The sequence below is a fragment of the Marinifilum sp. N1E240 genome, assembly GCF_009295825.1.
GTDB lineage: Bacteria > Bacteroidota > Bacteroidia > Bacteroidales > Marinifilaceae > Marinifilum_A > Marinifilum_A sediminis.
In genome coordinates this window covers 245252-271450 of record NZ_WHKF01000005.1, presented here as the reverse complement: position 1 = coordinate 271450, position 26199 = coordinate 245252, and the positions used below count along the sequence as shown (strand labels likewise).

Genomic DNA, 26199 nt, shown 5'->3' with positions numbered 1-26199 from the left:
CTCACCCGTGCGCCGGTCGTCATCTTCAGCAAGCTGAAATGTTACCCCTCGACTTGCATGTGTTAGGCCTGTCGCTAGCGTTCATCCTGAGCCAGGATCAAACTCTTCGTTGTATAAAAGTTTTTAATAATTCTGCTCGTTGGATGTATCAAAGTTTTCGTAAATTCTAATTGACAAGGTATTATTCTTGTATTTACCTAACTTTTTCGTTTTCAATATTTTCAAAGAACGTATCGTTCTGTTTTTCCCTTTTAATTACCCAGAAAATCTGAGCGGAAAAGCGAGTGCAAAGATAAAGAATTTTTATTTCTAAATCCTAATCAAAATCAAAATAATTTTAAAAAAGATTTTTAAACTCAAAACCTAAATCATCACCCCAGAATTTCACTTTTTTCAAACTCCCCTCGCTAGAAGAGCGGCTGCAAAGATAAATAAAATACATCTACAATTGCAAAAATTTTTTGAACTTTTTTTTTGAGATCGAATACTTGTCAAAGCCTTACAAATACTAGTGCTCCACAAGATCTTCTCCCTCCAAAAGCGGCTGCAAAGATAAAGAATTTAATTCCTCATTTCCTAATGCAAACTTGAAAAAGTTTCAAAAAATTTAAAGCCGAATTTTAATTCCGTTATCGCTAACTTATTTCCTCAAAATTCTAACACTCTACCGTTGTAAAGCGGGTGCAAAGATAACGCAAGTAATTCCACTATTCCTAATCAAAGAGCAAAGTATTTTTGCAAAAAGAAATAGCTGCCTGAAAATCAGTAGCTATTTTTTCATGTGGAAAGGGAAAAACAAATTACGAAATTTCAGGATAAAAGTCCATACTATTCTAAAAGATTTTTTCTCATTAAAGTTCGCTCCACATCAAAAGATAGATTTAAGAATTGATTCTCAAGATCTTCCATACTAGATAGAGTCGTAGAAATAAATTTTTGATGTGATTCTGAGTTGGGATTGAAAGGTCTATGCTTAGCTGCAAGAATTAATTTCTTTATTTTCTTCATCTGATCGAGCGTTTCTTTACGCATAAAAGTATCTTCAAATCTAGACCAAATGTAGTTTACTGAAGCTGAATTCATATGAATCATATCTTCATGATAGAATCTATAGTCTCTCAACTCATCCATAACTATCTCGTACGATGGAAAATAAGAAACCTGATCGAAAAGTTGTACCAAGTAATCTATAGCCAGAAGTAAAGTAGATTTGCTTAATTGATTACCATGCGCGCCATCTTTCCAATGTCTGATTGGACTAAGTGTGAATACAATTTTTAATTGCGGGTTAAAAAGAGACAGTGACAAAATCAATTCCTTGTACAATTTCACGATCTCATCAACTTCCAAACGATATCTATTAAAAGCACCCGCTGATTGTTTGTGACAATTCGAAACAACCTTACCTGAATCTATCAATTCAAAAACCCAGGAAGTACCAAAAGTGATGAATAATATATCTGCACCAGCTAAATCGAGCGAAGCTGATTGCATTTTAGCATTCATATTCTCTAAGCACTCATCTGCATTAACATTTGAAAAACTACCGTGATGATAATAACTGAAATACAATCCATTTGCAAAATTGAGATCATTTTCATCAAAAGTTTTGTTCTCAATTAAAATATTCAAACTATTGGCAACACTTATCGGATTGTAAATAACACCAAATGGATTAACTGTTGTATTGAATTTATTTTGGGTCATTATATTTCCAATATTCTCAACAAAACAGGAACCCAACATCAATATTTTAGATTGATAATTAATTTGGTTTTCGGATTTTGGTATATCAACAACAGTTCTAAATCGATCCATTTTTCAATTATTATTTCTTATTTAAAATATCAATCATCCAATCACAAATAAAATCAAAAACTTCCTCTTTAAAATTTTCATTGTGCAATTCATGATATCCTTCCGTCCACAATTTAAAGGTACAGTTTTCTTCATTTTTCGCAGCAAAATATTGGCTCGCCTTATAGTTGGTAATTTCATCCTCATCTCCGTGCAACAACAACAAGGGCTTTTTTATTTTTTGTTTTGAGTTTAAAACGTGATAACCTGCATCATAAGCACTCTCAAATAATCGAAATGAAACCTTGTGATGCACCAAATCATCCTCATTATATCTACGTGCAACTTCTTTATCATGAGATAACATTGTAGTATCAAACTTGGTTTCAATACATACCTTTGGCAGAAACTTACTTAAAACCCTAACCAATGGAATAACAAATTTTGGTGGTGCCGCCTGTGTTATGATCCAAGGTGAAGTAGATATTACTCCAATGTAATTTGAGTTTTTTCTAAGTAAATGATTCAAGACTTCACCTCCTCCCATACTATGCCCATATAAAAACGCAGGTATATCAGAGAATATACTTGCTGCCTCCACCAATATCAGATCAATGTCTTTCATAAAACCATCGTAAGATGAAATCACTCCGCGTTTTCCTGATGACAAACCATGTCCTCTTTGATCGAAAGCGATAACAGCGTATCCAATATTTGTAAATCGAGAAGCCCAATCGTAATACCGGGAACTGTGTTCTCCAATACCATGAACCAACACAATTACAGCTTTTGCCTCACTTTGAGGTCTCCATGATTGAACAAATAAATTTGTATTATCAAATGAATTGATGTGAGAAATATTGTGAATCATTAATAGAATAGTTAAATAATGCTTGTTAAAAACAACTAAACTATAAATGTAAAAAGAAATGAGACATTTATAAATCTAAAAAATCAAGATTCCTTTTGATTCCTTTAAATTTGGTTCGCTTTACTGCAGAATTTCGAAATATCTCACCAAATTGATGAGCATCCATTTCTAACCAATCATTTTTTGAAAAAGAAAGCAAATTAGGATTTGGATCAAACTCGGAAACTTGATGCGGTTTTGCCATTCGATTCCAAGGACATACATCCTGACAAATATCGCAACCAAAAACTCTTTTTTTAAATTTACCTTTTACCTCTTCAGGAATATCTCCTTTTAATTCAATGGTATAATAAGATATGCACTTGCTACCATTTACAACATAAGGTTCTGTAATTGCTCCTGTTGGACAGGAACGAATACATTTGCTGCATCCTCCGCAAAAATCCTGATCAACAGGATTTTCATATTCAAGATCGATATCAACAAAAAGTTCACCTAGAAATAAGAATGAACCAATTTTTCGATTAATTAGAAGTGAGTTTTTGCCAATCCAACCCAATCCGGCCTTTTTTGCCCAGGCATGCTCCAACACAGGAGCCGAATCGACAAAAGCACGACCAGATACTTCGCCAATTTCTGAATTGATATATTCAAGAAGTTTATTGAGCTTTTCTTTTAAGACAAAATGATAATCTTTTCCGTAGGCATATTTGGCAATAACAGGAGCTTCAGAATCTTTTTGTTGTTCTTTTGGGAAATAATTTAAACCAACAACAATTATTGATTTAGTATTTTCGACCAACAATCGAGGATCAAGGCGTTTTTCAATATTATTCGCCATATATCCCATCTCACCATGATAATCTTTATCTAACCAAGAAAGAAACTTTTCTTTTTCCTTCTCTAGATATTCAGCTTTTACAATACCACACAAATCTAATCCAAGTTCAATAGCTTTAGATTTTATAAGATTTGATTTTGCTGTTAAAGTGAGATTCATTGATTATTTTCACATTTGATAGAGACGTAGCAATGCTACGTCTTTACAATAATATTATATACATAGATACAAAAAAAGGGCTAAACAGCCCTTTTGATAATATTTTAAAGAAAACCCAATTCGAGTTTCGCTTCTTCAGTCATCATATCCTTATCCCAAGGTGGATCGAAAGTTAATACAACCGTTACATCTTCGATCATAGGCAATGCTTTTGTTTTTTCATTCACCTCTTCCAAAATCTGATCAGCCATTGGACAATTAGGAGCTGTAAGAGTCATCAGGATTTTTGCCTCATCCTCTTCGTACATATCTACTTCGTAAATCAATCCCAGATCGTAAATATTCACTGGAATTTCCGGATCGTAAATCGTCTTTAATACCTCAACGATTATTGATTCTGTTTCCTTTTTTCCCATCTTCTTATTTATTTACGTGGTTAAACGCAATTCCGTACATCTTAATTTGTTTTACCATAGAAACCAAACCATTAGATCTGGTTGGAGATAAGTGTTGCTTCAACCCAATTTCATCAATAAAATTAAGATCAGCATTCATAATATCTTCAGGGGATTGATTATTGAAAACACGAATCAATAAAGCTGCGATACCTTTTACAATTATTGCATCGCTATCAGCTTCCAACTTCACAATTCCATTTTCTAAACTTGCATTAAACCACACTTTCGACTGACAACCTTTAATTAAGTTGTTATCGGTTTGATATTTTTCATCCAAGCCGGAAAGATCAGTTCCCAATTCGATTAGATATGCATATTTATCCATCCAATCTTCGAATCCTGCAAATTCTTCAACAATTTCTTCCTGAATCTCGTTTATAGTCATGTTTCTCTATCCTTATTGTATTCTTAAAAATCGGTTCAATGTACAAACATTTTACAAACTTTCAAGATTCCATTATACAAGGCATCGATTTCCTCCTTTGTGTTGTAGAATGAAAACGAAGCTCGAACTGTTCCGTCAATTCCAAAATGTTGCATTATCGGTTCGGTACAATGAGATCCGGTTCTAACTGCAATTCCCATCTGGTCCAACAACATCCCCATGTCATAAAAGTGAATTCCTTCAACCAGGAATGAAATCACCGATGTTTTATTGTCTGCTGTTCCATAAATTCTCAAACCATCCACACTCAACAATTTCTTTGTTGCGTATTTCAACAATTCTTGTTCGTGAGCATCAATAGCTTCCAAGCCAATATTTTCAACATACTCGATTGCAGCACCCAGACCAATTGCATCTATATAATTAGGAGTTCCGGCTTCAAACTTAAATGGCAATTCATTAAAAGTGGTTCCTTCAAATTTCACTTCCTTGATCATTTCACCACCACCTTGCCAAGGAGGCATCTCATTCAACAACTCCTCTTTACCATACAATACGCCAATTCCTGTTGGTCCGTAAAGTTTGTGTCCCGAAAATACAAGGAAATCTGCATCCAAATCCTGAACATCAATTTTCTTGTGTTGAACAGATTGAGCTGCATCAATTAATACATACACATTTTTAGCATGTGCGATATCAATAATTTGGCGTATTGGATTAACGGTACCCAATGAATTGGAAATGTGATTGACAGCAACAATTTTAGTTCGATCAGTAATTAACTCATCTAACTTTTCAACAAGCAATTCTCCTTTATCATTAAAAGGAATAACTTTTAGATTTGCTTTTTTTCTTTCACAAACCAATTGCCAGGGAACAATATTAGAGTGATGCTCCAATTCCGAAACAATTACCTCATCGCCTTCACCAATATATCTATCAGCAAAAGAATTTGCAACAAGATTTACCGATTCGGTTGTTCCGCCAGTAAAGATGATCTCATGCAAGTGTTCTGCATTAATAAATTGCTGAACAATTTTTCTGGCATTCTCGTTTCCATCTGTTGATTTATTACTTAAATAATGAACCCCACGATGAATATTCGAGTTGTACTTGTAATAATACTTCACCATTTCATCAATTACCTGGCGAGGCTTTTGAGTCGTTGCAGCATTATCGAAGTAAACCAATGGCTTACCATGTACCTTCTCTCCAAGAATTGGAAAATCTTTACGTATTTTATTTATGTCCAGCGTCATTGTATATTATTATATGGTAGAGACGCAGCAATGCTACGCCTTTACGATATCATTTTCTGTTTTTAATGATTGCAAGCAATTGCACAAGTGTTGCATTTCGAAATTTCTCCACGCAATCTCATATCAACTAATTCGTCGATTCTTTCTTTTAAAGGCTCAACTCTGATTTTCTCGATAATTTCGTGAGCAAAAGCAAACATCAACATCTGGCGAGCTTCTTTTTCATCAATTCCTCTTGCACGCAAATAGAACAATGCATCCTCATCCATTTGTCCAACAGTTGCACCGTGACTACACTTCACGTCATCAGCATCAATAACCAACTGAGGTTTTGTGTTGATAACTGCATCGTTTGAAAGTAACAGGTTGTTGTTAGACTGATAAGCTTGAGTTTGCTGAGCATCGCGACGTACAAAAATACGACCGGCAAATGCCGCTGAAGCTTTATCATCCATCACACCTTTAAAATGCTCATTACTCAAGCAATTTGGTTTGGCGTGATCAATCGATGTGAAATTATCTACATGCTGTTCTCTATCCATCAAGTACATTCCGAACGTATTGTTCTCGCAATGTTCCTCATCCATAATCACATGATGATTGTTACGAATTGTTCCACCATACAATGAAATTGTATTTGTAAGAACATTTGAATGTGCTTCCTGACGGATAAATGTAGAATTCAAAATTACCGAATTCAAATGCTGATTTTGCAAAGTGTACAAATCGAACACTGCATTTCTTGCAACATTTACTTCAGTAACCGAATTCGAGAGATATTTATGGTGAGTTAAGGTATGATCGCAAACAATAATTTTTGCCTGAGCATTTTCCTCAACTATAATTAAATTTCTTTGGGTTGCCATTAAATCACGATCAGAACGCAAAAGGTTCACAACCTGAATTGGCTTCTCAATTACAGTTCCTTTTGGCACATATATGAAAAATCCATCTTTTGCCAATGAAGTATTTAATGCAACAATACCATCATCATCGGTTTTGGCATATTTGCCATAGTGTGCATTAAAAATTTCAGGATATTTTTCTGCTGCTTCCTGAACGCCACAAACGATTACCCCGTTAGGCAATTCAGTCAACTCTTTATTGTTTCCGTAGTACCAACCATTTGTCAACAATACCATATTGGTATCCAACTCAGGCACATCACACTGAAAAATCTCATTTAAATCAACATCAACTTTCTGATATTTAAGATTTACATTGTATGGATGATCGAAAGCTGGAATCAAGTTGGTGTACTTGTAATTCTCGTTGGCACGAGTAGGTACGCCTAGTTTTGCAAAATCCTGAAATGCATTTTTGCGAGTTTCGTTCATTACATCTGACGAACCTTCCAACAACAATTCATTTCCTTGATTGAACAAGTCAGCGAAATCCTTATTTATTGTATTAATATCGGCCATGTTTTTTAGATATTAGATTTGAGATGTGAGTAATGAGATTAAATCTCCCTCTCCAATCTCTATACTATCAACTATTTTCCAGTCTCTTCTTTAATCCAATCGTATCCTTTTTCTTCCAGTTCAAGAGCCAACTCTTTTCCTGCAGTTTTTACAATACGTCCGTTGTACAATACATGAACAACATCAGGAACAATATAATCTAATAAACGCTGATAGTGAGTAATTACGATAGTAGCATTATCGCGAGTTTTCAATTTGTTCACTCCGTTTGCTACAATACGCAAAGCATCGATATCCAAACCTGAATCAGTTTCATCCAACACGGCTAATTTTGGCTCTAACATTGCCATTTGGAAAATCTCATTTTTCTTTTTCTCTCCACCTGAAAAACCTTCGTTTACCGATCGGTTTGTCAATTTTGAGTCGATTTCAACCAATGCTTTTTTCTCACGCATCAATTTCAAGAAATCAGAAGCTGTAAATGGCTCTAATCCTTTATATTTACGATGCTCGTTCACAGCAGTTTTCATGAAGTTAACCGTAGAAACTCCAGGAATCTCGATAGGATACTGAAATCCTAAGAACACACCTTCTTTAGCGCGATCTTCAGGTTCCATATCCAACAGATCTTTTCCCTGAAAAGTAACTTCACCTTCGGTTACATCATACAAATCTCTACCTGCTAAAACTGCAGCAAGTGTACTTTTTCCGGCACCATTAGGTCCCATGATAGCGTGAACTTCTCCTGGTTTAATCTCCAGGTTAATTCCCTTTAAGATATCTTTTCCGTCAATGGAAACGTGTAAATTTTTAATGCTTAACATTGTATATTTAGCTTTTTGCCACTAGCTGTAAGCTCCTGGCTATTCACATTGTAATTATTTTATAGATCTGTAATGCTATTACACCCAACAATCTATTTACTTAAAATGCTATCAACTAAATCACCAAAACAAAAGGTTAAAAGCTAACAGCTAATATCTAATTATCCTACAGATCCTTCCAAACTGATTTGAAGCAATTTTTGAGCTTCAACAGCGAATTCCATAGGCATTTTATTAATCACTTCCTTGGCATAACCATTCACGATCAATCCAATTGCATCCTCGGTGTTAATTCCACGCTGGTTGCAATAGAAAATCTGATCCTCACCAATTTTAGAGGTCGTTGCTTCGTGCTCTACTTTGGCAGTTGGATTTCCAATCTCTAAATAAGGGAAAGTATGTGCTCCACACTTATCACCTAATAATAAAGAGTCACACTGCGAAAAGTTACGAGCTCCCTCACAATTCTTAGCCACTTTCACCAATCCACGGTACGAGTTATTACTCTTACCTGCCGAAATCCCTTTCGAGATAATGGTACTCTTGGTATTGTTACCAATATGTATCATTTTGGTTCCGGTATCGGCTTGCTGATGATTGTTGGTTACTGCAACCGAGTAAAACTCACTTGAAGAACCATCACCTTTTAATATGGTTGAAGGGTATTTCCAGGTTACTGCCGATCCGGTCTCTACCTGAGCCCACATCAATTTGGCATTTTCACCTTCGCAAATACCACGCTTGGTTACAAAGTTGTAAATACCACCTACACCATTTTTATCTCCAGGATACCAATTCTGAACAGTTGAATATTTCACCTCTGCATTATCTTTTACAATAATTTCAACGATAGCAGCGTGTAACTGATTCTCGTCACGCATTGGTGCAGTACAACCTTCAAGGTAACTTACGTAAGATTCATCTTCACATACAATCAATGTTCTCTCGAACTGACCTGTGTTTTCCGCATTAATACGGAAGTAAGTTGACAATTCCATTGGGCAACGAACGCCTTTTGGAATGTAAACAAACGAACCGTCCGAGAACACTGCAGAATTTAAAGCCGCAAAAAAGTTATCCTGAATAGGTACAACAGTTCCCATATACTCCTGAATCAAATCTGGATGATCTTGAACTGCCTCGCTAAACGAACAGAAAATAATTCCTTTTTCAGCTAAAGCTTCTTTAAATGTAGTTTTAACAGACGAAGAGTCCATTACAACATCAACTGCTACATTGGATAGAATCTTTTGCTCATCCAAAGGAATTCCCAACTTGTCGAAAGTTGCACGAATTTCCGGATCAACATCATCCATACTCTCCAATTTTGCTTTCTGCTTTGGAGTTGAGTAGTATATGATATCCTGATAATTAATTTCAGGTATCTTCAGATATGCCCATTCAGGCATTTTCATAGTCTTCCAATGACGATAAGCTTTCAATCTGAAATCAAGCATGAATTTAGGCTCTTTCTTTTTAGCCGAGATCATGCGAATTACATCTTCATTCAGACCTTTCCCAATGTCATCGTTCTCAATGTCGGTTACAAAGCCATATTTGTATTCGCTTTCGGTAACCTCACTTAATATTTTATCTTGTTCTTCTTTCGCCATGTCGTTTAAGTATCAAGTAGAAAGGCTCGCTTATTTTGTAGAATAAAGAACCCTTTCAAAAGAATCCAACATTTAAAATTCAAGGGATTAAATTTATTCGATTAGCTCCCATTAATGTAGGAGTCTAGAAACAATTTGAACGTGCTATTGTTCACCCTTATAAAATTCCCTGCAAATATAACAAAGTATTTAGATATCTTACTGATATAGCCTCAATAAAATACTCCCAAGTCCGTATTAGATCAAACGTAAAGAATTTTGAAAGGATACGTTTGCATAAAAGAGTTTTTTAAACCACCTTATTTTGATGATAAAACATTTTTACAAACAATAAAACTATCAAAAATTAAAACTTCAATTGCGCTCTACATTATATCTGGCAGCGATTAATCAATCTCCCTCTTTTATCCATACCGAAATCAAAATCTAGTTCATATTTCAAAAAAAATCAGTTCCCACTTATAAAACACAAAACAATAATTTCGTTTTGATTTAACTAAATTGGAATTATTTTACTAATATTAAATAAACTTTTACACAATTTATAAGATCATCATATCAAAGTCTTTAAGATGTTTCTGATTTAAAAACTGTGAAATCAAACAAATACTAAGAGTATATAATACACCATTTTACATGATTAAAAAGACAATTATATTTATATCCTTCCTACTAATCTTAATTAGCACAGCAAACTCACAGAGCATTCAGAAAATAACCGGACGCATCACAAATTTAAAAGATTCAACATCCGTTAGCTATGCTCACATTGGAATTCTTGGAAGCAGTATCGGTACTATTTCTAATAAAAATGGAGATTTTGAGATCAAAGGAAACTTTAACCCTGATCAGGATACCTTAATGATATCGCATATAGAATACAAAATGCAATGCATTCCTTTAAAAATGCTAACGGCTAACAAAAATCATATACAACTAAAGCGAAACCAATACATCCTAGCCGATGTAGTTGTGCTACCTGAGAAGGAGAAAAACAAAATTATTAAAAATGTGATTGACAACATTTCAAAAAATTATTCGGATGGAATGTATCAGAGCAAAGCTTTTTACCGTGAAATTCAGTACGACAAAAAAACAAAAACCTACTCTCGTTTAATTGAAGCAGCTCTTACCATTCAGGATGAAAAAGTAACAGCTCCAATTTCAAAAATAAAATGCAGCGTTCAGCAATTGCGGAAATCAAACAACTACACCGACGTTCATGCAGGTTGTAAAAGGTTGATAAATTCATTTGATACTCCCCTCCCGAATCAATTGCATATCTTATTACGAGACAATCCAATAAGATCGCACAAAGCCACAAAACACAGTGGATTACACAATGATCTTAGGTTTATATATGAGAAAAAACTTGACCAACTAAAACTTATTGGCACAATTCATGAAAACGACGAAAGCATATATGTATTGCAATATTCATATAGGGATTACACAAGCACTTTTTATGTAAATAAAAGCAATTATGCACTGCTTAAATTTGAGCATAAACTTGAATCAAAAACAGCATTAATCTACCAACGAACCTATCTCTTTAAGCAAATAGGTGATAAATACTATCCGGCATTTTTTAACTACGAATCCATTTCGGATATACGATCGAACAAAGGAGGTTTAGGCTACACCATTAATAGCTTAACGTTTGTAGATCACAATTTAAATAAGAAAACATTTAAGCGAATAGCCTATAAGGATGTTATTCCAAAACACATTGACCTGTATGATATCAAAATGGAATATGACCAAAACTTCTGGGCAAACTACAATATCATGTTAGAAGATCCCATAGGTAATAAGGTAATTTCTGATTTAGAAAAGCAAAATTCTTTACAAAGGCAATTTGAAGAAAATGCTAGAATTAAGTAATCTTAAACTCTATTATTTTGATCAATAAATCATTTCATTTTTTAAAATTAAAATACAAAACTCCTGCTCACCCTTTAAATTTCATATATTCATAATAATTCATCCAATGAAATTGCTCACAACATCAATCTAAATAACAATAAGTTTATATTTTTTTAACAAAAAGAGGGTTACCTTTTTAACAAAAAAGGAATTAATAGGTAGAAATCACAAACTGCCAATTAATTTTTACCAAATGACACATTTAGAATTAATAGAAAAAACAAGCTACCTTAAAGAGCTCATTAAAAAAGGAAAAACAGGCACACCCAAAGAGTTATCACGCCGATTAAACATTTCTGAACGAAGCCTTTCTCGCTTAATAAAAACTTTAAAAGATACGAAACATCCCATTATTTATTCACGAGTAAAACAATCATACATAACAGAGTAATTCTAAATAAGTTCATCGCCATTATTTGGCGATGAGCTTTCATAATTTAGCCGTCGAGTTATAAATAATGCGCATTCAAAACTCAAACTCTTAATCTCGTTTGGTGAGATTAAAAGTCTATTTAAAGTTAAATTTATTATTAACACTAAAAATTTTGACAAAATGAAAAAGTTAGAATTAAAACAAATGGAGAAAGTAAATGCTGGTGATCAATGTGACAGATTAGAAAGAAGATTCTTTAAGCACATGAATGATCCAAAAGGTCAAAAATTAATATTGAAGATGTTAGCTAAATGCTAATATATTAGCTTTACAAGTAAAAAAGTAAACCTTCTGTTTTATTAATAAACAGAAGGTTTACCCCCCAACACATAACATTTAGCTCATATGAAACCAATTAAATTCTTTCTTGTATTTATTATTTTCTCAATGCAATTCAATGTGTATTCCCAAATTATATTGCACGGGATTATAATAGATAATGATAAAACCCCAATTCCTAATGCCAATATACAACTCAAAAACACATCCAAAGGAACCATATCTAACAAAGAAGGACAATTTACAATATCGATTTCACCCAATTTAGCAAATTCCACCATTCTTATTTCCTGTATCGGATATAGCAATACTTCATATGATGTTAATACATTACGAAAGAAGCAAAAAATCAGCAAATCAATTTTAAAATTAAAATTACCAAAAATTAATTATCAGCTTAACGAAGTTTTAATCACTAATCAGGATATAATTAAGGACCCTTATTCAATATTCCAAAAAGCAGTTTATAAAACCAAAGATCTACTTGCATCCAAGCCACATATTGGTAAATATTATTTTCGGCAAACGCACAAAGATGATTCATCTATGAATCGTTTAATTGAAGCTGCTATCAGCATTTACGACCCCGGAATCAACCAAAATGTAACAGAATGCAAATATAACATAGATCAAATTCATTCGAGTCTAGATAATAGAACTTTACCACACGAATTAAATTTACAATTATATCGTAACTATGCTGAAAGAAAAAAATCAAAACGCTATTCTATGGATATTGATCCTCGAATACCAAAAGCCCCTAAAAAAAATAAGCCGGATACAATATGGAAAAATCCTAAGATCCAAAAATATTTAACAAAAACTTTTGATAATCATCATGCTTCTCTGCCTAACTTTTTCATTAAGTCAAATATGATTAGAAATATCAAGAAAGGAAGAAGAAAAAGATCATTGCCTATTAATCCTAAATTTAAGAATGGTGGTCCAAAAATTACAAATTCATTTATTAAGGAACATACACTTAAGCTAGACACTATACTTTTATATAACAATGAACCTCTTTATAAGATAAAAATACTGCCAAACAAAAGGTATCCTGGAATAGATTATCAAAAATCAAGATATGTTCCCATTGGATGGGCCTATATCCGTGTTAATGATTTTGCTTTTCTTGGATTGGATTATGCATATATCTCAAATCCCAACCATAAAGGCTTTAAATACAAAAATAAACATTATAGTAGATTCAAAGGGAAATTTAATTATTATTTTAAATACCAAATTCGTTTAAAAGAATTTGAAGGAAACCTTTACACTAACTATCTCTATTATGAGCGTAGTGACTATAACAATATCCCTTATGCAAACCTGTTGTCATCTGAGTTTAGTGAATATCTAAACATACCCACAATGCACGGTAGACAACTCTGCAGACAAGAAATGATTTCTACAGAAATTGTTACAGATTCTATTAATGTGGAGACAGAATATAACAATCGAAAGTGGGAAGGTGATTTATATGAAAACCTTCCTTACAATAAGGAATTTTGGGATAATTATTCCAAAATTTTTCCTACACATGAAGAGCAATTGTTAAAAGATAACTTAATAAAGGAGATTCAAAAGAAGAACAAGAATAAAGAAACGCGAACTAAATGAAAAGGGAATTTTACCGATAATTCTTTCAACACCTAATCCATTATTTACATATAGTTTGTTTCAGTCATACTTTCATACATTGAGTATAGGTATAAAATGAACCAATCTTTCATTATTTATTTTCGCTTGAAAAAATCGCACATAATAGAGTTATTATAAATAAGCTCATCGCCATTTTTAGGCGGTGAGCTTTCATAATTTAGTGATCGAGTTAATCAAGAAATATAATTTCAAATAAACTTAAAGATCGAAACATCCTAAAAGTTTTATGAATGTATATCGGCACAATACCAAAATCCTAGGTAGTAAGTATGGTGTAGATTATGCATATCCAAACTCACGCTCAATATCTTACTTAAGGAGATAAGAGCACAAATAAAGTTTAATTTATCATTAACATTAAAATTTAGACACAATGAAAAATTTGAATTTAGAACAAATGCAAAAAGTAAATGGTGGAGCCTCAGATGAGAGATGTATTGCAATGATGAACCGACATGAGAAAAGAGGTGGAGGAAATACAAGATTATGGAGAAGAATTCAAAAAAATTGCAGCGGTAGAGAAATAACTGTCGTTAATTAATTTAACAATATTTGTTCAAATAAAATATTGTTAAATGAAACTAAGTGTCAGAAAATAGCAAATCTATTTACTGACACTATTCAATTATTCTTTATTACGATAAATTTATATATGAAAAAAACATTAAGCTTAATTATATTATTAATACCTATTTTTTGTCTTTCGAATATAAAATTAAATGGAAAATTAACTGATACTAATGATAATCCGATTCCTTATGCCAATATCTATATTAAGAATGCTGCGGTTGGTGTTATTAGCAATCTTAATGGTGAGTTTTATATTAGTATTCCAGATAGACATATAGAAAGTTTTCTAGTATTTTCATCCATTGGGTTTAAATCTAAAGAAGTTTTAATCAAAACATTTAAAAATCAAGAAAATCATCTTATTAAGCTTGAAACTGCCATTATAAATTTAAATGAAGTCACTATAAAAACTAAGGCTACTAATGCCAATAAAATTGTACAAAAGGCTTTAGATCATTACGAAGACAACTTTCCAACTAGCCCATTTATAGGTAAAGCTTTTTTACGACATACCGAAAAAACAAAAACAAAATATAAATGGCTGATAGATGCTGCTATTGAAGTTTATGATCCAGGTTTTAACCATTCTTCCAAAGAGATAAAACTCAATATCAATGAAATTAAAAGAAGTATTGATAATCGTAGTATAGACACAGCAAGTATTTATGGTTTTTATTTAAGTAAAATCAAAAACATATCATTCAAGAAATCATTGGAAAGAGGAAATAATTTAAAGAATGAGGATCCTAAAGAAATTCAAAGATCAATTAATTTTCAAGATAATCGATTAAGTAATCCTAGTAAATTATTCTCAAGTGGTTTAAATGTGATTCGCTACTACAAACAAAAGGATGCTATTTTTGATAAAAACATACTTAAAAAGCATAATTTCAAAATAGATACAGTTTTAGCTTACAACTCAGATGAAATCTACAAAATCAAAATCACTCCAAAATCCCCACTAGCAAAATTAAATAAACACTTTGGCAAAATGAGATATCCAATTGGATGGATTTATATTCGAGCCAAAGATTATGCAATTATAGAATTGGATTATACCCTTATACGAAGTAAAGGACGAATTTTGACTCATATGTATGGCTCAAAAATAACATCCTCATTTCATATAAAATTCTTTGACTTTAATGGTAAGATGTATCCTAAACACATTACTCTAAAAAAACCAAAAGCCAATAATGCTCTCAATATTATAGAAAAGAAAATTCATGGAAAAAAAACCAATCCTGAAGATTATTATTACGAAACTCAAGAGATAATATTTAACGACATTAATACAGATATTAGCATAATTACTAAAAAATTAAACAGACTTTGGGATTCTAACTTATTTACGCCACATTCTTACAATTCTGATTTTTGGGCGAATTACTCGAGCATGGTGGAAACAAACGAACAAAGGATATTAAGGGAAAAACTTGAAATAGAATTACAAAAATAGTTCATAAAAATTATCAATCTTATTTATTGCTTCATTAACACAAATGAATTTCAATAGGATTACTTTAAATCAAAAATCGCCTATAAAGCATAATTATTAAATAACGATAATGAAAAAATACATTCAAAATATATTAAATGTAAACGGAGCATTGTTAATTATTCTGTTTTACACCTTTGCTTTTAGCTTGCAATTATTGAACACTGATTTTGTTACAAATGATAAGGTCTGGTATGAGTATCTTGCCAAAAAGGAAGATCAGAAATACAATGATGAATACGACGAATATATAGCTGATTTTGAGGAAGATTTAAAGGAAATTGATTTGCCCGAAGAAGATGATTCCTATAGCTGGGACTTTTTTTTAATGGATACAATTATGGTTCTTGCTCCCTTCATAATTGTTTGTATTGGCTTAGCCTCTTTAATTTTTATTGCCTTTCAATTCTCAGAATACTTAAAACATCTCACTTTTAACAAAATCTTAAATTCCAGCATTATAGCCTATCTAATATTTTTCGTTAGTGATGTCTTTAGTGTTATTTATTTTCTAGTATTCAAATCTGATTACCAATATGAAGATGTACAGTACATTAACAACAATTCATCCTTTGCACTAAACGACATTGTTGAAATTCAGGACAAAACATCTTTGATAAATGATGTGATTGCAGATGTAAACCTTTACGTTTTTGCTTATATTTTTCTAATCCCTTTATTCCTTCATATCGCAAGTAACATCCCTTACAAAAAATTATTACAAGCAATTTCTCTTCCTGTCTTATGTGGATTCTTGTTATACGAAAGCATTATGATTTACCTAACCATCTAAAACAGTAATATGAAGAGAACTATTCTAATTATCACTATTATTGCTTTTCTGGTTTTAATGCTTTTGCTAACCATTAAAAAAGCAATAGATGTAGAAAAAAATATTCCTAAAAAGGAGCTCGTTAATTTGATAGAAATTCCAACCTTCGAATTTAAAACTTTAAACAACGAAATGTTGGGAAATTTAGATTTGGAAACAGGTAAGAGTACAATTATTATTCATTTTAGTCCTACCTGCGATTTTTGTGATCAGGAAGCCAAAATTATTAAAAACTATTTCAGTGAATTCGAGAAGAGTCAAGTTATTTTCACCTCTAATCATAGTAAAAAATCGATAAAGAATTTTCAGGAAAAACATGAATTGGATGCATTTCCAAACATCTATTTTTTACAATATCAAAAGAATCAATTCCAAGAACTATTTGGAACTCGTAAGTTACCATCCATTTTTATTTTTGATACACAATTTGGTCTGCTTAAAAAAATAGATGAAGCCATAAGTGCCAAAACCCTTATTAAATATACAAGAGCAGCCAATGATCGATAAAAGAATAAAAAAAGCAATGGTTCTGCAGCACGACGAAAAAGATTGTGGTGTAGCCTGCTTAAAAAGTATCATCAGGTATCATGGAAACGATATCTCCCTGGAAAAATTAAGAAGGGAAAGCGGTACAAATAACAAAGGTACAAGTTTACTGGGATTGTATCAGTCAGCACTTCAAAACCAATTAAAAGCTGAAGGACTTGAAGGAAGAATTGATGATTTAAAAAAACTAAATCAGCCAGTTATACTTCACGTAAGTTTAGAAGGGAACTTTGAACACTATATTGTCTGTTTCCAATATACGCACAACAAGTTTATAATAGGAGATCCTGCAGAAGGAATCGTTAAATTTACCGAAGAAGAACTGCAGGAAATCTGGCAATCGGGTTACCTTTTGCAACTCTCACCTAATTCGGAATTCAGAGCAAATGGATTTCATCCCAATAGAAGTCTAAAATGGTTAAAAGATCATTTGGTACAAGATAAAAATCTGTTTGTTTCATCAATTTTATTAGGCACAATACTGGCAGTTCTTGGATTGGCAACGGCCGTTTTCACAGAGCAATTGGTTGATGATATACTACCACAAAGAAACTTTAGCCTTTTGTTAAAAGGAATTGCCAGTTGGGGTTTACTTCTTTTATTGAGCAACTTTTTCTCCTATGTGCGACAACTGTTAATGTTTCGTCAGTCGTTTGAATTCAATCAAAGAGTGATAAAGTATTTCCTTGGCAAGTTGATTTATTTGCAAAAATCATTCTTCGATAGCAAAAAGCAAGGAGACATGATCGCACGAATGAACGATAGTCAAACCATACAATCGGCGGTTCAGTATGTGGTAGGTCAGGCTGTAATTGATATTTTACTCTTGATCGTATCTTTTTCTTTTTTGTTCTATTACAACAGCGAAACAGCTTTATTTGCATTGACCATTCTTCCTTTATTAATTTTACTTCTCTCACTCTATTTAAAAGCTATTAAATCGAAACAAAGAGATGTAATGCAACAACATGCCATTAATGAATCGAATTATATCGAAACCACAAATGGCATACACTCCATTAAAAGTTTCCAGAAAGAAGAATACTTTCAAAGCAAAGCACAGAGAATCTATCAAAAATACCAAAGAAGTATTTTTTCTTTTAGAACCTTTTCTTCCAAATTTGATTTATCGCTTGATAGCATCAACACCTTCTGCTTGATACTAACCATTGCCTATGCATCCTTTTTGTTTATGGAAGGAAAAATTCAATTGGGAGAACTAATTGCCTCATTAAGTATTACAAATATTTTAATCAATTCTGTCGAAAATCTTGTTCTTGCAAACATCAACATTCAAGGTGCCAGAGTAGCCTTAGAACGCATGTTTGAATTCACCGAAGAAGAAAAGGAATTTACTACCGAAGATACACCTGATCCTTTCCATTTTGAGGAATTACACTTCAACAATGTAAATTTTGCCTATCCAGGACAAGGTGCACTCTTAAAAGACATCAACTTTTCCATAAAAAAAGGTGAAATCACCTCTTTATTGGGTGAGAATGGATGTGGCAAAAGTAGTTTACTACAAATTGTACAAAAATTTTACACCAACTATTCTGGTGAGATAAGAGTAAATGGTGACGACTTAAAAGATGTATCAACAGTAAGCTGGAGAAATGTAATTGGTGTAGTTCCGCAGACCATTAAAATATTTAATGGTAGCATTCTCGACAATATCTGCATGGAAAATGGAGAAGAAAAGGAGAAGGAAATCATCGCCTTTTGCAAACAATTGGGTCTGGACAGGTATTTTAGCAAACTACATCACTCCTATCATACCTTGGTTGGCGAAGAAGGCATCAATCTTTCGGGCGGAGAAAAACAAATGGTAGCCTTGGCCAGAGCACTCTATCGACACCCCCAAGTCTTGATACTTGACGAGGCCACTTCGGCCATGGACAGGAATACCGAAAATTTCGTACTTGATTTATTAAAAAATCTGAAAAGAAATATTACAATTCTTTTCATTACCCATCGTCTGCACATTCTTAAATCCTTCGATGGTAACATTTTGGTTATGGAAGATGGCAATATAAAAGCCAATGGAAATCATGAGCAGCTTTTAAAAGGTAACAACCTATATAGTAATTACTGGAACGATTTGTTATATGCTTAACTTATACGATTTTGAAGAAACCTGGGATTCGCTTAAACAGCACAAAAACCGTAATTTACTTACTGGATTTGGAGTCGCATGGGGAATTTTCATTTTGGTATTACTGGTAGGAGCAGGTAGTGGTTTGCAAAAAGGAATCATGGTACTCTTTAAGGATTACACTCAGAATAGTTTATGGATTTACGGGGGAGAAACAAGCATGTCGAAGCCCGGACAAAGATCGGGAAGAACTGTTGATTTTAAAGAACATGAATTGAAAATGTTTGCTCAACGATATCCTGAGATACAGGAAATTTCCCCTGAAATAAACTATCCTGGTAAAAAGCTGCATTCAAAATTCAAGTCGTACAAAAGGTTCCAATGTTACGGTGTAGTAAGCTCTTATTTTAAGATTAAAACCTTTAAAGTAGAAAACGGAAGGTTACTTAATAAAAACGATGACCAAACGCATGCCAGGGTTGTTGTTATCGGCAAACAAATTGCCAAAGCACTTTTTGGAAAAGAAAATGCCATTGGAAAATTCATATCCTTAGATGGTGTTTGGTTAAGAGTTGTTGGCATATTAGCTGAAAAATCGATGTTTTCGAACAATCAACAACAAATTTATATTCCCTATCAAACATTAAAAGATCAATACAATTACGGTAAAACTATTGATTGTTTTAGTATTTCTTTAAACTCAGATACCTCACCAATCACATTCGAAGAATATTTTAAAACTTACCTGGCCAAAAGGTATTCTTTCCATAAAAACGATAAAAATGCTATTTACATAGAAAATTTACAAGCCGATGCCAAAGCCTTTAATAGTCTATTCAAATCCATACAATTCTTTTTATGGATAGTAGGCATATGCATGCTCTTGAGCGGAATAGTTGGCGTGAGTAACATTATGCTTGTAGTAGTGAAAGAGAGAACACAGGAAATTGGTGTTCGAAAAGCCATAGGTGCTCCTCCGGGAAACATCCTATTTATGATTATAAATGAGTCGATCGCCATTACCTTGATTTCAGGTTTGGTAGGATTAATAGCCGCTTCGCTTATCGTATTTCTAATTAACGCTTCGATGAGTGCAATAATTAGTGACAAAGGTTCAATATTTAAAGGTTTGGATGTTAATATTCCCATTGCCATTGGAGCACTTATTTTACTCGTTCTTGCCGGAGCTATTGCCGGACTTTATCCGGCAAAAAAAGCAGCTTCTGTAATGCCAATTAAAGCCTTAAATTCAGACAACCAATAGATTATAAAATGAAAAACAAAGCAAATATTACCGTTATTATCTTTATTGTTATCATCATTGGTGGATTATTACTAATTAAATTTAGTGGAAACAATGAAAAATACATTGCTACTGAAAAACCAAAAATTGTAAATCTTAAATTAAGGCAATACCTATCCGGCATTCTCATCCCCAACAAAGAAATCGAAATTAAATCTCAAATATCTGGGATCCTAAAAAAAATGCATGTAAAAGCAGGTGATACCATTAAAAGAGGCGATTTAATTGCAGAGGTTAGCATTCTACCCAACCCACAAAATATTGAAACTGCTTCGAATACCCTTACCACCTGCCAAATTAATTTTTCGAAATGCGAAAAGGAATACAAGCAATACCAAAATCTGTTTCGAAAACAGGTAGTTGCCGAACAAGAATTTGATAAATACCAAGATGCTTATTTAATTAGCAAGGAAGAATTGAAATCAGCTAAAAAACAATTGGAGATCATTGAAAAAGGATACACCAATGATCAAAAAAACATTCCTAATTTCATTCGTTCCACAGTATCGGGTACGGTACTCGAAATACCCCTAAAAGAAGGAGCAAGTATAACAGAACGAAATAATTTTAATGCAGGTAGCAGTTTAGCGATCATTGCCAATTTAGAATCGCTTATATTCAAGGCTAAAGTAAACGAATCTGACGTTGTCTACCTTAAAAAAGGAATGGATCTTAATATAGAAATTAGTGCCTTAAAAGATCAACAGATTTTGGCAGAATTGACTCATATTACTCCAAAGGCCAAAGAAGAAAATGGAATTATGAAATTCGATATCGAGGCCAAAGTCAACAATACGCAAAAGGTTAAGCTCTACCCAGGATTCTCAGCTGTGGCAGAAGTAATTTTAGACAGCCGAGACAGTGCAATAACCATAAAAGAACGCAATTTGATCTTTAAGAAAGACTGTACCTATGTGGAATTATTGGACAAAGATTATAATGTGAAAAAGCAATCGGTTAAAACGGGATTATCCGATGGTTTACGGATTGAAATTAGGGAAGGAATAAGCACTAATGATAAAATAAAAGTGCAGAAAAACTAATAAACCTTTATTACTAAAATGAACTACGAAGAATTCCTGAAACGTATAATCTACCTCATTGAGCTAATCGAAAAAGAACGAACAGGAACACCTCAAGAACTTGCAAACAAACTGCATATCTCGGTAAGTTCGGTATATCGCACAATTAAGCTATTAAAGCAGTGCGGACTCCAAATAGAATATTCAAGGATCAGGGGTACATATTATTTTTTTGAGAGCGAAGCATCCAAACTTATTAAGATTTAATTTAAACTATTTCACTTTCATCTGCTGCGAGTTGGCTACATTAACTTCCTTCCTGAAAATCAATAATTCTTAAATAAAAAACAAAATGAAAAACAATGATTTAATCCAAGTTGTTTTCACCGAAGAAGAATTAACCGAAAACAATACCCATTTAGATGCTTTGCTAACAGCCGTAACCAAGAATGCTCCCGAGCTATCATCTGAAGAAAGAACACGTTATGGAAAAATTGGCGGATCGAACAAGTTACTGGTGGGCAAAGCGCATTTGTTTATGCAGCAAAACCCAAGTTTGGTTCCTGCCTTTGTGAGCATGGAAGAATTCGCACGCGATTTTAAAGCTCGAAAAGAAATTGAAGGAATGATTCAAAAACTTGAGCTCATCACACGCCGCTTGAGTGATACAAAAATTCTTCTGGATAACGACAACTACAATGATGCCATGGCATTCTATCGTGCAATTCGCTACTATGCAGGAGAGCAGGAACAAATGGCTATCCCTATTTATGAAGAAATGAAACAGTTTTTTCCTCATGGTAAAAAAAAGGAGGAAGTAAGCGCTAATACTGAAAAGTAATAATACAATTCAATTGATTTAATTAAAGGCACGAATTTATTCCGCCAATTTCGAAAACGGAACTTTACCCCTTTAAAAGTTCCGTTTTATTTTTCTTATATCGAAGCTCGAAAATGACAAATAAAGGATAGAAAACCATAGGTCTACCTTTGACTTTCATACCCTTTTATCTGATTTACAAGGCTAAAAGCTTGAATTTGACTCTTCGAAGCTTGCAAAACAAGAGTAGAGGATTCAATTTCTATACTTTAGGATTGAATTTCAACACTAAAAGCATCAAATTCATACTTCGAGGCATTAAAATCAAACCTAAACCCCTGCCCTTATTCAAAAAAGCTTTGATTTTGATTCTTCAACCTCTACAATTCATAAAAATAACCCTTAAAATCTTAAAAAATTATCGTTTAATATCTCAGAATGAAACTAAACTAATAGTTAAAGTCTATAATTTAACATTTTTTAGACTTAATGTTTAGCACAAAAATCATATATTCATAGAATTATTTTATTAGGTTATACCAATTTCATTAAAGGGTGAGCAAATAAAAATTGAAATATTTTGTGCTTATGCAAGGAGAAAAAGTAAGCCATAGCAGAGTTACGGTGAATCTTTTTTAACGAAGCAGAAGCGCAAAAGAAACAATTTTAAGGCTCAATTTTTAGTTAATTTGGTATTAAGCCAAATCACATTCATAAACTGCCAAATATGAACAAAGCGATTGTTATTGCAACACTCTTGTTGTGCTCCTTATTTTCTGCAACAGCACAAATTCAGGTTAAGTCAAAAATCATTGACAAAGAAACCAAAAAAGCCATTCCTTTTGCCAACATATCCATTGCTGAGACTACAAAGGGAACCATAAGCAATAAAGAGGGAGATTTTCAACTATACATTAGTACTTCGGGGCTTAACACAAGAGTTCTTGTTAGTAGTTTGGGTTATCAAACAGTTTCGATACATCCTAAAAAAATAGGAGAAGTTATAAAACTCATTCCAGTAACTTATGATATTTCGGAGGTTAAGGTAAGTGCCAGTAAACTGATGAGTGATCCGAAAAAAATATTGAAGGAATGCATGAAAGCTGCTCCTAATTTTAAACCCAATCAACCCTATATCAACAAAGGATTTTTACGACAAACTCACCTACTCAACAAAAAGTATGTAAAATTAATTGAGGCTGCTTTATTAACCTACTCCACACCCAATGAATCCAGATCTAAGGTGCATATTGTTGAGAAAAGAAATACCTATGACAATAGAGAAATTGACTCTAAACATTTAAGTTTTTTTAAAAATTGGGATAGTATGCGTCGCAAGAAGGCTCAAAGAGAAGCTGAAACCTTTACTCCTAATAAGGAAGAGTTACTAGAATTAATACAAGGTGCAGATGAAGAAAAAAATTCTATATGTGATTTAATACAACTTGAAACAGCCTACGAAGCCAATATAAAATCTCTTCGATACAATCTTAATGTGCTCTACAAAAACAAATACACGCAATTTAAACTCGATACCATTCTCGACAGAAATGGAGAAGCGGTATACAAAATAAAAATACTACCAACTCCTAAAACATTGAAAAATGGAGTTATAATAGATTTAGGACATCTACTTGTTTCAGCTAAAGATTTCGCTTTATACGAACTTAAATTTGCCAGGGTACAAAATCCTAATTTAAAAGATAAAAGGCTAATAGGCTTTACAAACCTATTCAGCTCAAACTTTACTTTAAAGTACAAACGCTATAAAGAAAAACTATATCCGACCTACTACAAGTCGCACCGGCGAGATTTTACAGGAATGTCTTCCGACTTAAAAAATCAAATTCAACAAAAAAAATATCCCCGCATTTCAAGAGAGTTATTATTCACAGAGATTATTGAAGATGTGGATAAGATAACTAATACTATTCCTAAAAAGTGGAATGACAAACTATACCAACCTAGCGAATACCACCCTGAGTTTTGGGAGAATTACAACATTCTGCTCGAAACCAAGGACGAAGCCAAACTAAGAACAGATTTAGAAGGTGAATCCAACATGCAAGAGCAATATCAACATTCTACAGATAGTGTTCAGATAAACAGAGTGAATTGAAAAGTGACTAATCAACTTTCGAAATTAAATACCATAAGTTTTAATGCTGAGATGGGTTAAAATCTCAAAATAAGAAACCAAAATGATGAAAGCAATTCTAAGTACAAGTCTGATCATAGTTATTTTTCTAACTAATGTTCAGGCTCAAATTCAAGTCAAGTCAAAAATTATTGACAAAGAATCCCAAAAAGCCATTCCTTTTGCCAATATATCGGTAGCTGAAACTACAAAGGGAACCATAAGCAATAAAGAAGGAGATTTTCAACTTTACATTCCCATGGTAGGATTAAATACTAGAGTATTAATTAGTAGTCTAGGCTACCAAAGTATCTCAATACATCCTAAAAAGATTGGGAATAAAATAGAGCTCATACCTGTTTCTTATGACATATCAGAAGTAAAAGTGAGTGCCAGTAAACTGATGAGCGATCCAAAAAAAATATTGAAAGAATGCATGAAAGCTGCTCCTAATTTTAAACCCGATCAGCCCTATATCAACAAAGGATTTCTAAGACAAACATCTTTGCTAGATAAAAAGTATATGAAATTAATTGAGGCTGCACTGTTCACCTACGCAACACCCGAGGAGCCAAAAATAAAAGTTCATATTCTTGAAAAAAGAAACACTTTCGATAATAGAGAAATTGATGCTAAGAACCTTTACTTTTTCAAACAATGGAAAGAGGTTCGATATAAAAAAGCACAGAAAAACTCTAAAAATTATAATCCAAGCAAAGAGGAACTACTTCAGCTCGTTAGAGATACAGATGAAGAAAGAAATTCAATTGCAAACCTTCGAAGATTGAAGACCGCCCACCAAGCTAAAATTGGTGATATGTGGCACGATTTGAAGAAAATTTACAAAAGCAACTTTCACCAAATAAAATTGGATACCATTCTCGATTTAGATGGAGAAAGAATGTATAAACTAAAGATATTGCCTACCCCTAAAGAGCTTAAAGAATCATCTGATATAAGATTGGGACATATTCTAATATCTACAAAAGATTTTGCTTTGTATGAATTAAAAATAGGGGATTTTAAGAATCCTAAAGTTAAATCAAGACTATATATGTCCTATTACTGTATTCTTAAATACAAAAAGTACCAAGGCAAACTTTATCCAACTTACTACAAATCATTCGGAAGAGATTTTGCTGGATTCACATCAAACATGGGCGATCTAAATAATAAAAAACGAAAAAGTCCTCATCTAATTAAGGAGTTCTTATTTACAGAAATCATAGATCAAGCAGATCAAGTTAGCAAAATGCTTCCACAAAAATGGAACGATAAACTTTATGAGCCAAGCGAATACCATCCAGAGTTTTGGGAGAATTACACCATACTGCTAGAAACAAAGGACGAAGCCAAACTAAGAACAGATTTAGAAGCTGAAGTAAGTTTGAAAGAACAATACCAACATGCTGCAGATAGCATTCGAATTAATCAGATTAACTAAT

At 32.9% G+C, this 26199-nt stretch carries 24 protein-coding genes and 1 rRNA gene; 15 read left to right on the top strand and 10 right to left on the bottom strand.

The window, feature by feature from the left end:
* The 10 genes from GCQ56_RS14605 to sufB all read right to left on the bottom strand — a co-directional run.
* A 16S ribosomal RNA gene (locus GCQ56_RS14605) occupies nt 1-113 on the bottom strand; the annotation flags it as partial.
* A 715-nt stretch (nt 114-828) separates the two neighbouring features.
* Entirely contained in the window at nt 829-1818 is a 990-nt protein-coding gene (locus GCQ56_RS14600) for a GSCFA domain-containing protein (RefSeq protein ID WP_152735226.1), read from the bottom strand.
* Between the two features lie 10 nt (nt 1819-1828).
* Entirely contained in the window at nt 1829-2668 is an 840-nt protein-coding gene (locus GCQ56_RS14595) for an alpha/beta hydrolase (protein ID WP_152735225.1), read from the bottom strand.
* Nucleotides 2669-2735: 67 nt separating this feature from the next.
* Nucleotides 2736-3668: a tRNA epoxyqueuosine(34) reductase QueG gene (gene queG, locus GCQ56_RS14590; protein WP_152735224.1), complete on the bottom strand. Its 933-nt coding sequence runs from the start codon at nt 3666-3668 to the stop codon at nt 2736-2738.
* Between the two features lie 104 nt (nt 3669-3772).
* Nucleotides 3773-4084: a metal-sulfur cluster assembly factor gene (locus GCQ56_RS14585; RefSeq protein ID WP_152735223.1), complete on the bottom strand. Its 312-nt coding sequence runs from the start codon at nt 4082-4084 to the stop codon at nt 3773-3775.
* A 4-nt stretch (nt 4085-4088) separates the two neighbouring features.
* Nucleotides 4089-4511: a SufE family protein gene (locus GCQ56_RS14580; RefSeq protein ID WP_152735222.1), complete on the bottom strand. Its 423-nt coding sequence runs from the start codon at nt 4509-4511 to the stop codon at nt 4089-4091.
* Nucleotides 4512-4546: 35 nt separating this feature from the next.
* Nucleotides 4547-5770, bottom strand: a complete 1224-nt coding sequence (locus tag GCQ56_RS14575; RefSeq protein ID WP_227006085.1) for a cysteine desulfurase — start codon at nt 5768-5770, stop codon at nt 4547-4549.
* Between the two features lie 62 nt (nt 5771-5832).
* A complete protein-coding gene (gene sufD, locus GCQ56_RS14570) occupies nt 5833-7194 on the bottom strand; it encodes a Fe-S cluster assembly protein SufD (protein ID WP_152735221.1) in 1362 nt (453 codons plus the stop codon).
* A 71-nt stretch (nt 7195-7265) separates the two neighbouring features.
* A complete protein-coding gene (gene sufC, locus GCQ56_RS14565) occupies nt 7266-8018 on the bottom strand; it encodes a Fe-S cluster assembly ATPase SufC (RefSeq protein ID WP_152735220.1) in 753 nt (250 codons plus the stop codon).
* Nucleotides 8019-8179: 161 nt separating this feature from the next.
* Entirely contained in the window at nt 8180-9631 is a 1452-nt protein-coding gene (sufB, locus tag GCQ56_RS14560) for a Fe-S cluster assembly protein SufB (RefSeq protein WP_152735219.1), read from the bottom strand.
* A gap of 636 nt (nt 9632-10267) precedes the next feature.
* Between sufB and GCQ56_RS14555 the strand changes: the two genes are divergently transcribed.
* The 15 genes from GCQ56_RS14555 (at nt 10268) to GCQ56_RS14495 (ending at nt 26198) form a co-directional block, all read left to right on the top strand.
* Nucleotides 10268-11515 carry a carboxypeptidase-like regulatory domain-containing protein gene (locus tag GCQ56_RS14555; RefSeq protein ID WP_152735218.1) on the top strand — a complete coding sequence of 416 codons (1248 nt, stop codon included), beginning with the start codon at nt 10268-10270 and terminating at the stop codon, nt 11513-11515.
* Between the two features lie 235 nt (nt 11516-11750).
* Nucleotides 11751-11948, top strand: coding sequence for an HTH domain-containing protein (locus GCQ56_RS14550; protein ID WP_152735217.1), 198 nt, complete (start codon nt 11751-11753; stop codon nt 11946-11948).
* Nucleotides 11949-12110: 162 nt separating this feature from the next.
* Nucleotides 12111-12248, top strand: a complete 138-nt coding sequence (locus GCQ56_RS20325) for a hypothetical protein (RefSeq protein ID WP_193323798.1) — start codon at nt 12111-12113, stop codon at nt 12246-12248.
* A gap of 87 nt (nt 12249-12335) precedes the next feature.
* Complete coding sequence (locus GCQ56_RS14545) at nt 12336-13889, top strand: carboxypeptidase-like regulatory domain-containing protein (RefSeq protein ID WP_152735216.1); 1554 nt, start codon at nt 12336-12338, stop codon at nt 13887-13889.
* A 415-nt stretch (nt 13890-14304) separates the two neighbouring features.
* Entirely contained in the window at nt 14305-14472 is a 168-nt protein-coding gene (locus GCQ56_RS20320; protein ID WP_193323797.1) for a hypothetical protein, read from the top strand.
* Between the two features lie 111 nt (nt 14473-14583).
* Nucleotides 14584-15960: a carboxypeptidase-like regulatory domain-containing protein gene (locus GCQ56_RS14540; protein ID WP_152735215.1), complete on the top strand. Its 1377-nt coding sequence runs from the start codon at nt 14584-14586 to the stop codon at nt 15958-15960.
* A 109-nt stretch (nt 15961-16069) separates the two neighbouring features.
* A complete protein-coding gene (locus GCQ56_RS14535) occupies nt 16070-16792 on the top strand; it encodes a hypothetical protein (RefSeq protein ID WP_152735214.1) in 723 nt (240 codons plus the stop codon).
* 9 nt (nt 16793-16801) lie between these two features.
* The gene (locus tag GCQ56_RS14530) at nt 16802-17338 is read left to right on the top strand and encodes a peroxiredoxin (RefSeq protein WP_152735213.1); all 537 of its coding nucleotides are present in this window, start codon (nt 16802-16804) and stop codon (nt 17336-17338) included.
* Nucleotides 17328-19493, top strand: coding sequence for a peptidase domain-containing ABC transporter (locus GCQ56_RS14525; RefSeq protein WP_152735212.1), 2166 nt, complete (start codon nt 17328-17330; stop codon nt 19491-19493). Before GCQ56_RS14530 ends, GCQ56_RS14525 begins: the two co-directional genes overlap by 11 nt.
* Nucleotides 19486-20736, top strand: coding sequence for an ABC transporter permease (locus GCQ56_RS14520; RefSeq protein WP_152735211.1), 1251 nt, complete (start codon nt 19486-19488; stop codon nt 20734-20736). The genes GCQ56_RS14525 and GCQ56_RS14520 overlap by 8 nt, the downstream gene beginning before the upstream one ends.
* Nucleotides 20737-20744: 8 nt before the next feature.
* Nucleotides 20745-21818 (top strand): efflux RND transporter periplasmic adaptor subunit, encoded by a 1074-nt coding sequence (locus GCQ56_RS14515; RefSeq protein ID WP_152735210.1) that lies wholly within the window; start codon nt 20745-20747, stop codon nt 21816-21818.
* Nucleotides 21819-21836: 18 nt separating this feature from the next.
* A complete protein-coding gene (locus tag GCQ56_RS20790) occupies nt 21837-22064 on the top strand; it encodes a helix-turn-helix domain-containing protein (RefSeq protein WP_152735209.1) in 228 nt (75 codons plus the stop codon).
* An 85-nt stretch (nt 22065-22149) separates the two neighbouring features.
* A complete protein-coding gene (locus GCQ56_RS14505) occupies nt 22150-22638 on the top strand; it encodes a hypothetical protein (RefSeq protein WP_152735208.1) in 489 nt (162 codons plus the stop codon).
* Between the two features lie 706 nt (nt 22639-23344).
* Complete coding sequence (locus tag GCQ56_RS14500; RefSeq protein ID WP_152735207.1) at nt 23345-24736, top strand: carboxypeptidase-like regulatory domain-containing protein; 1392 nt, start codon at nt 23345-23347, stop codon at nt 24734-24736.
* An 82-nt stretch (nt 24737-24818) separates the two neighbouring features.
* Nucleotides 24819-26198, top strand: coding sequence for a carboxypeptidase-like regulatory domain-containing protein (locus GCQ56_RS14495; protein ID WP_152735206.1), 1380 nt, complete (start codon nt 24819-24821; stop codon nt 26196-26198).
* The last annotated feature ends 1 nt before the right edge of the window (nt 26199 follow it).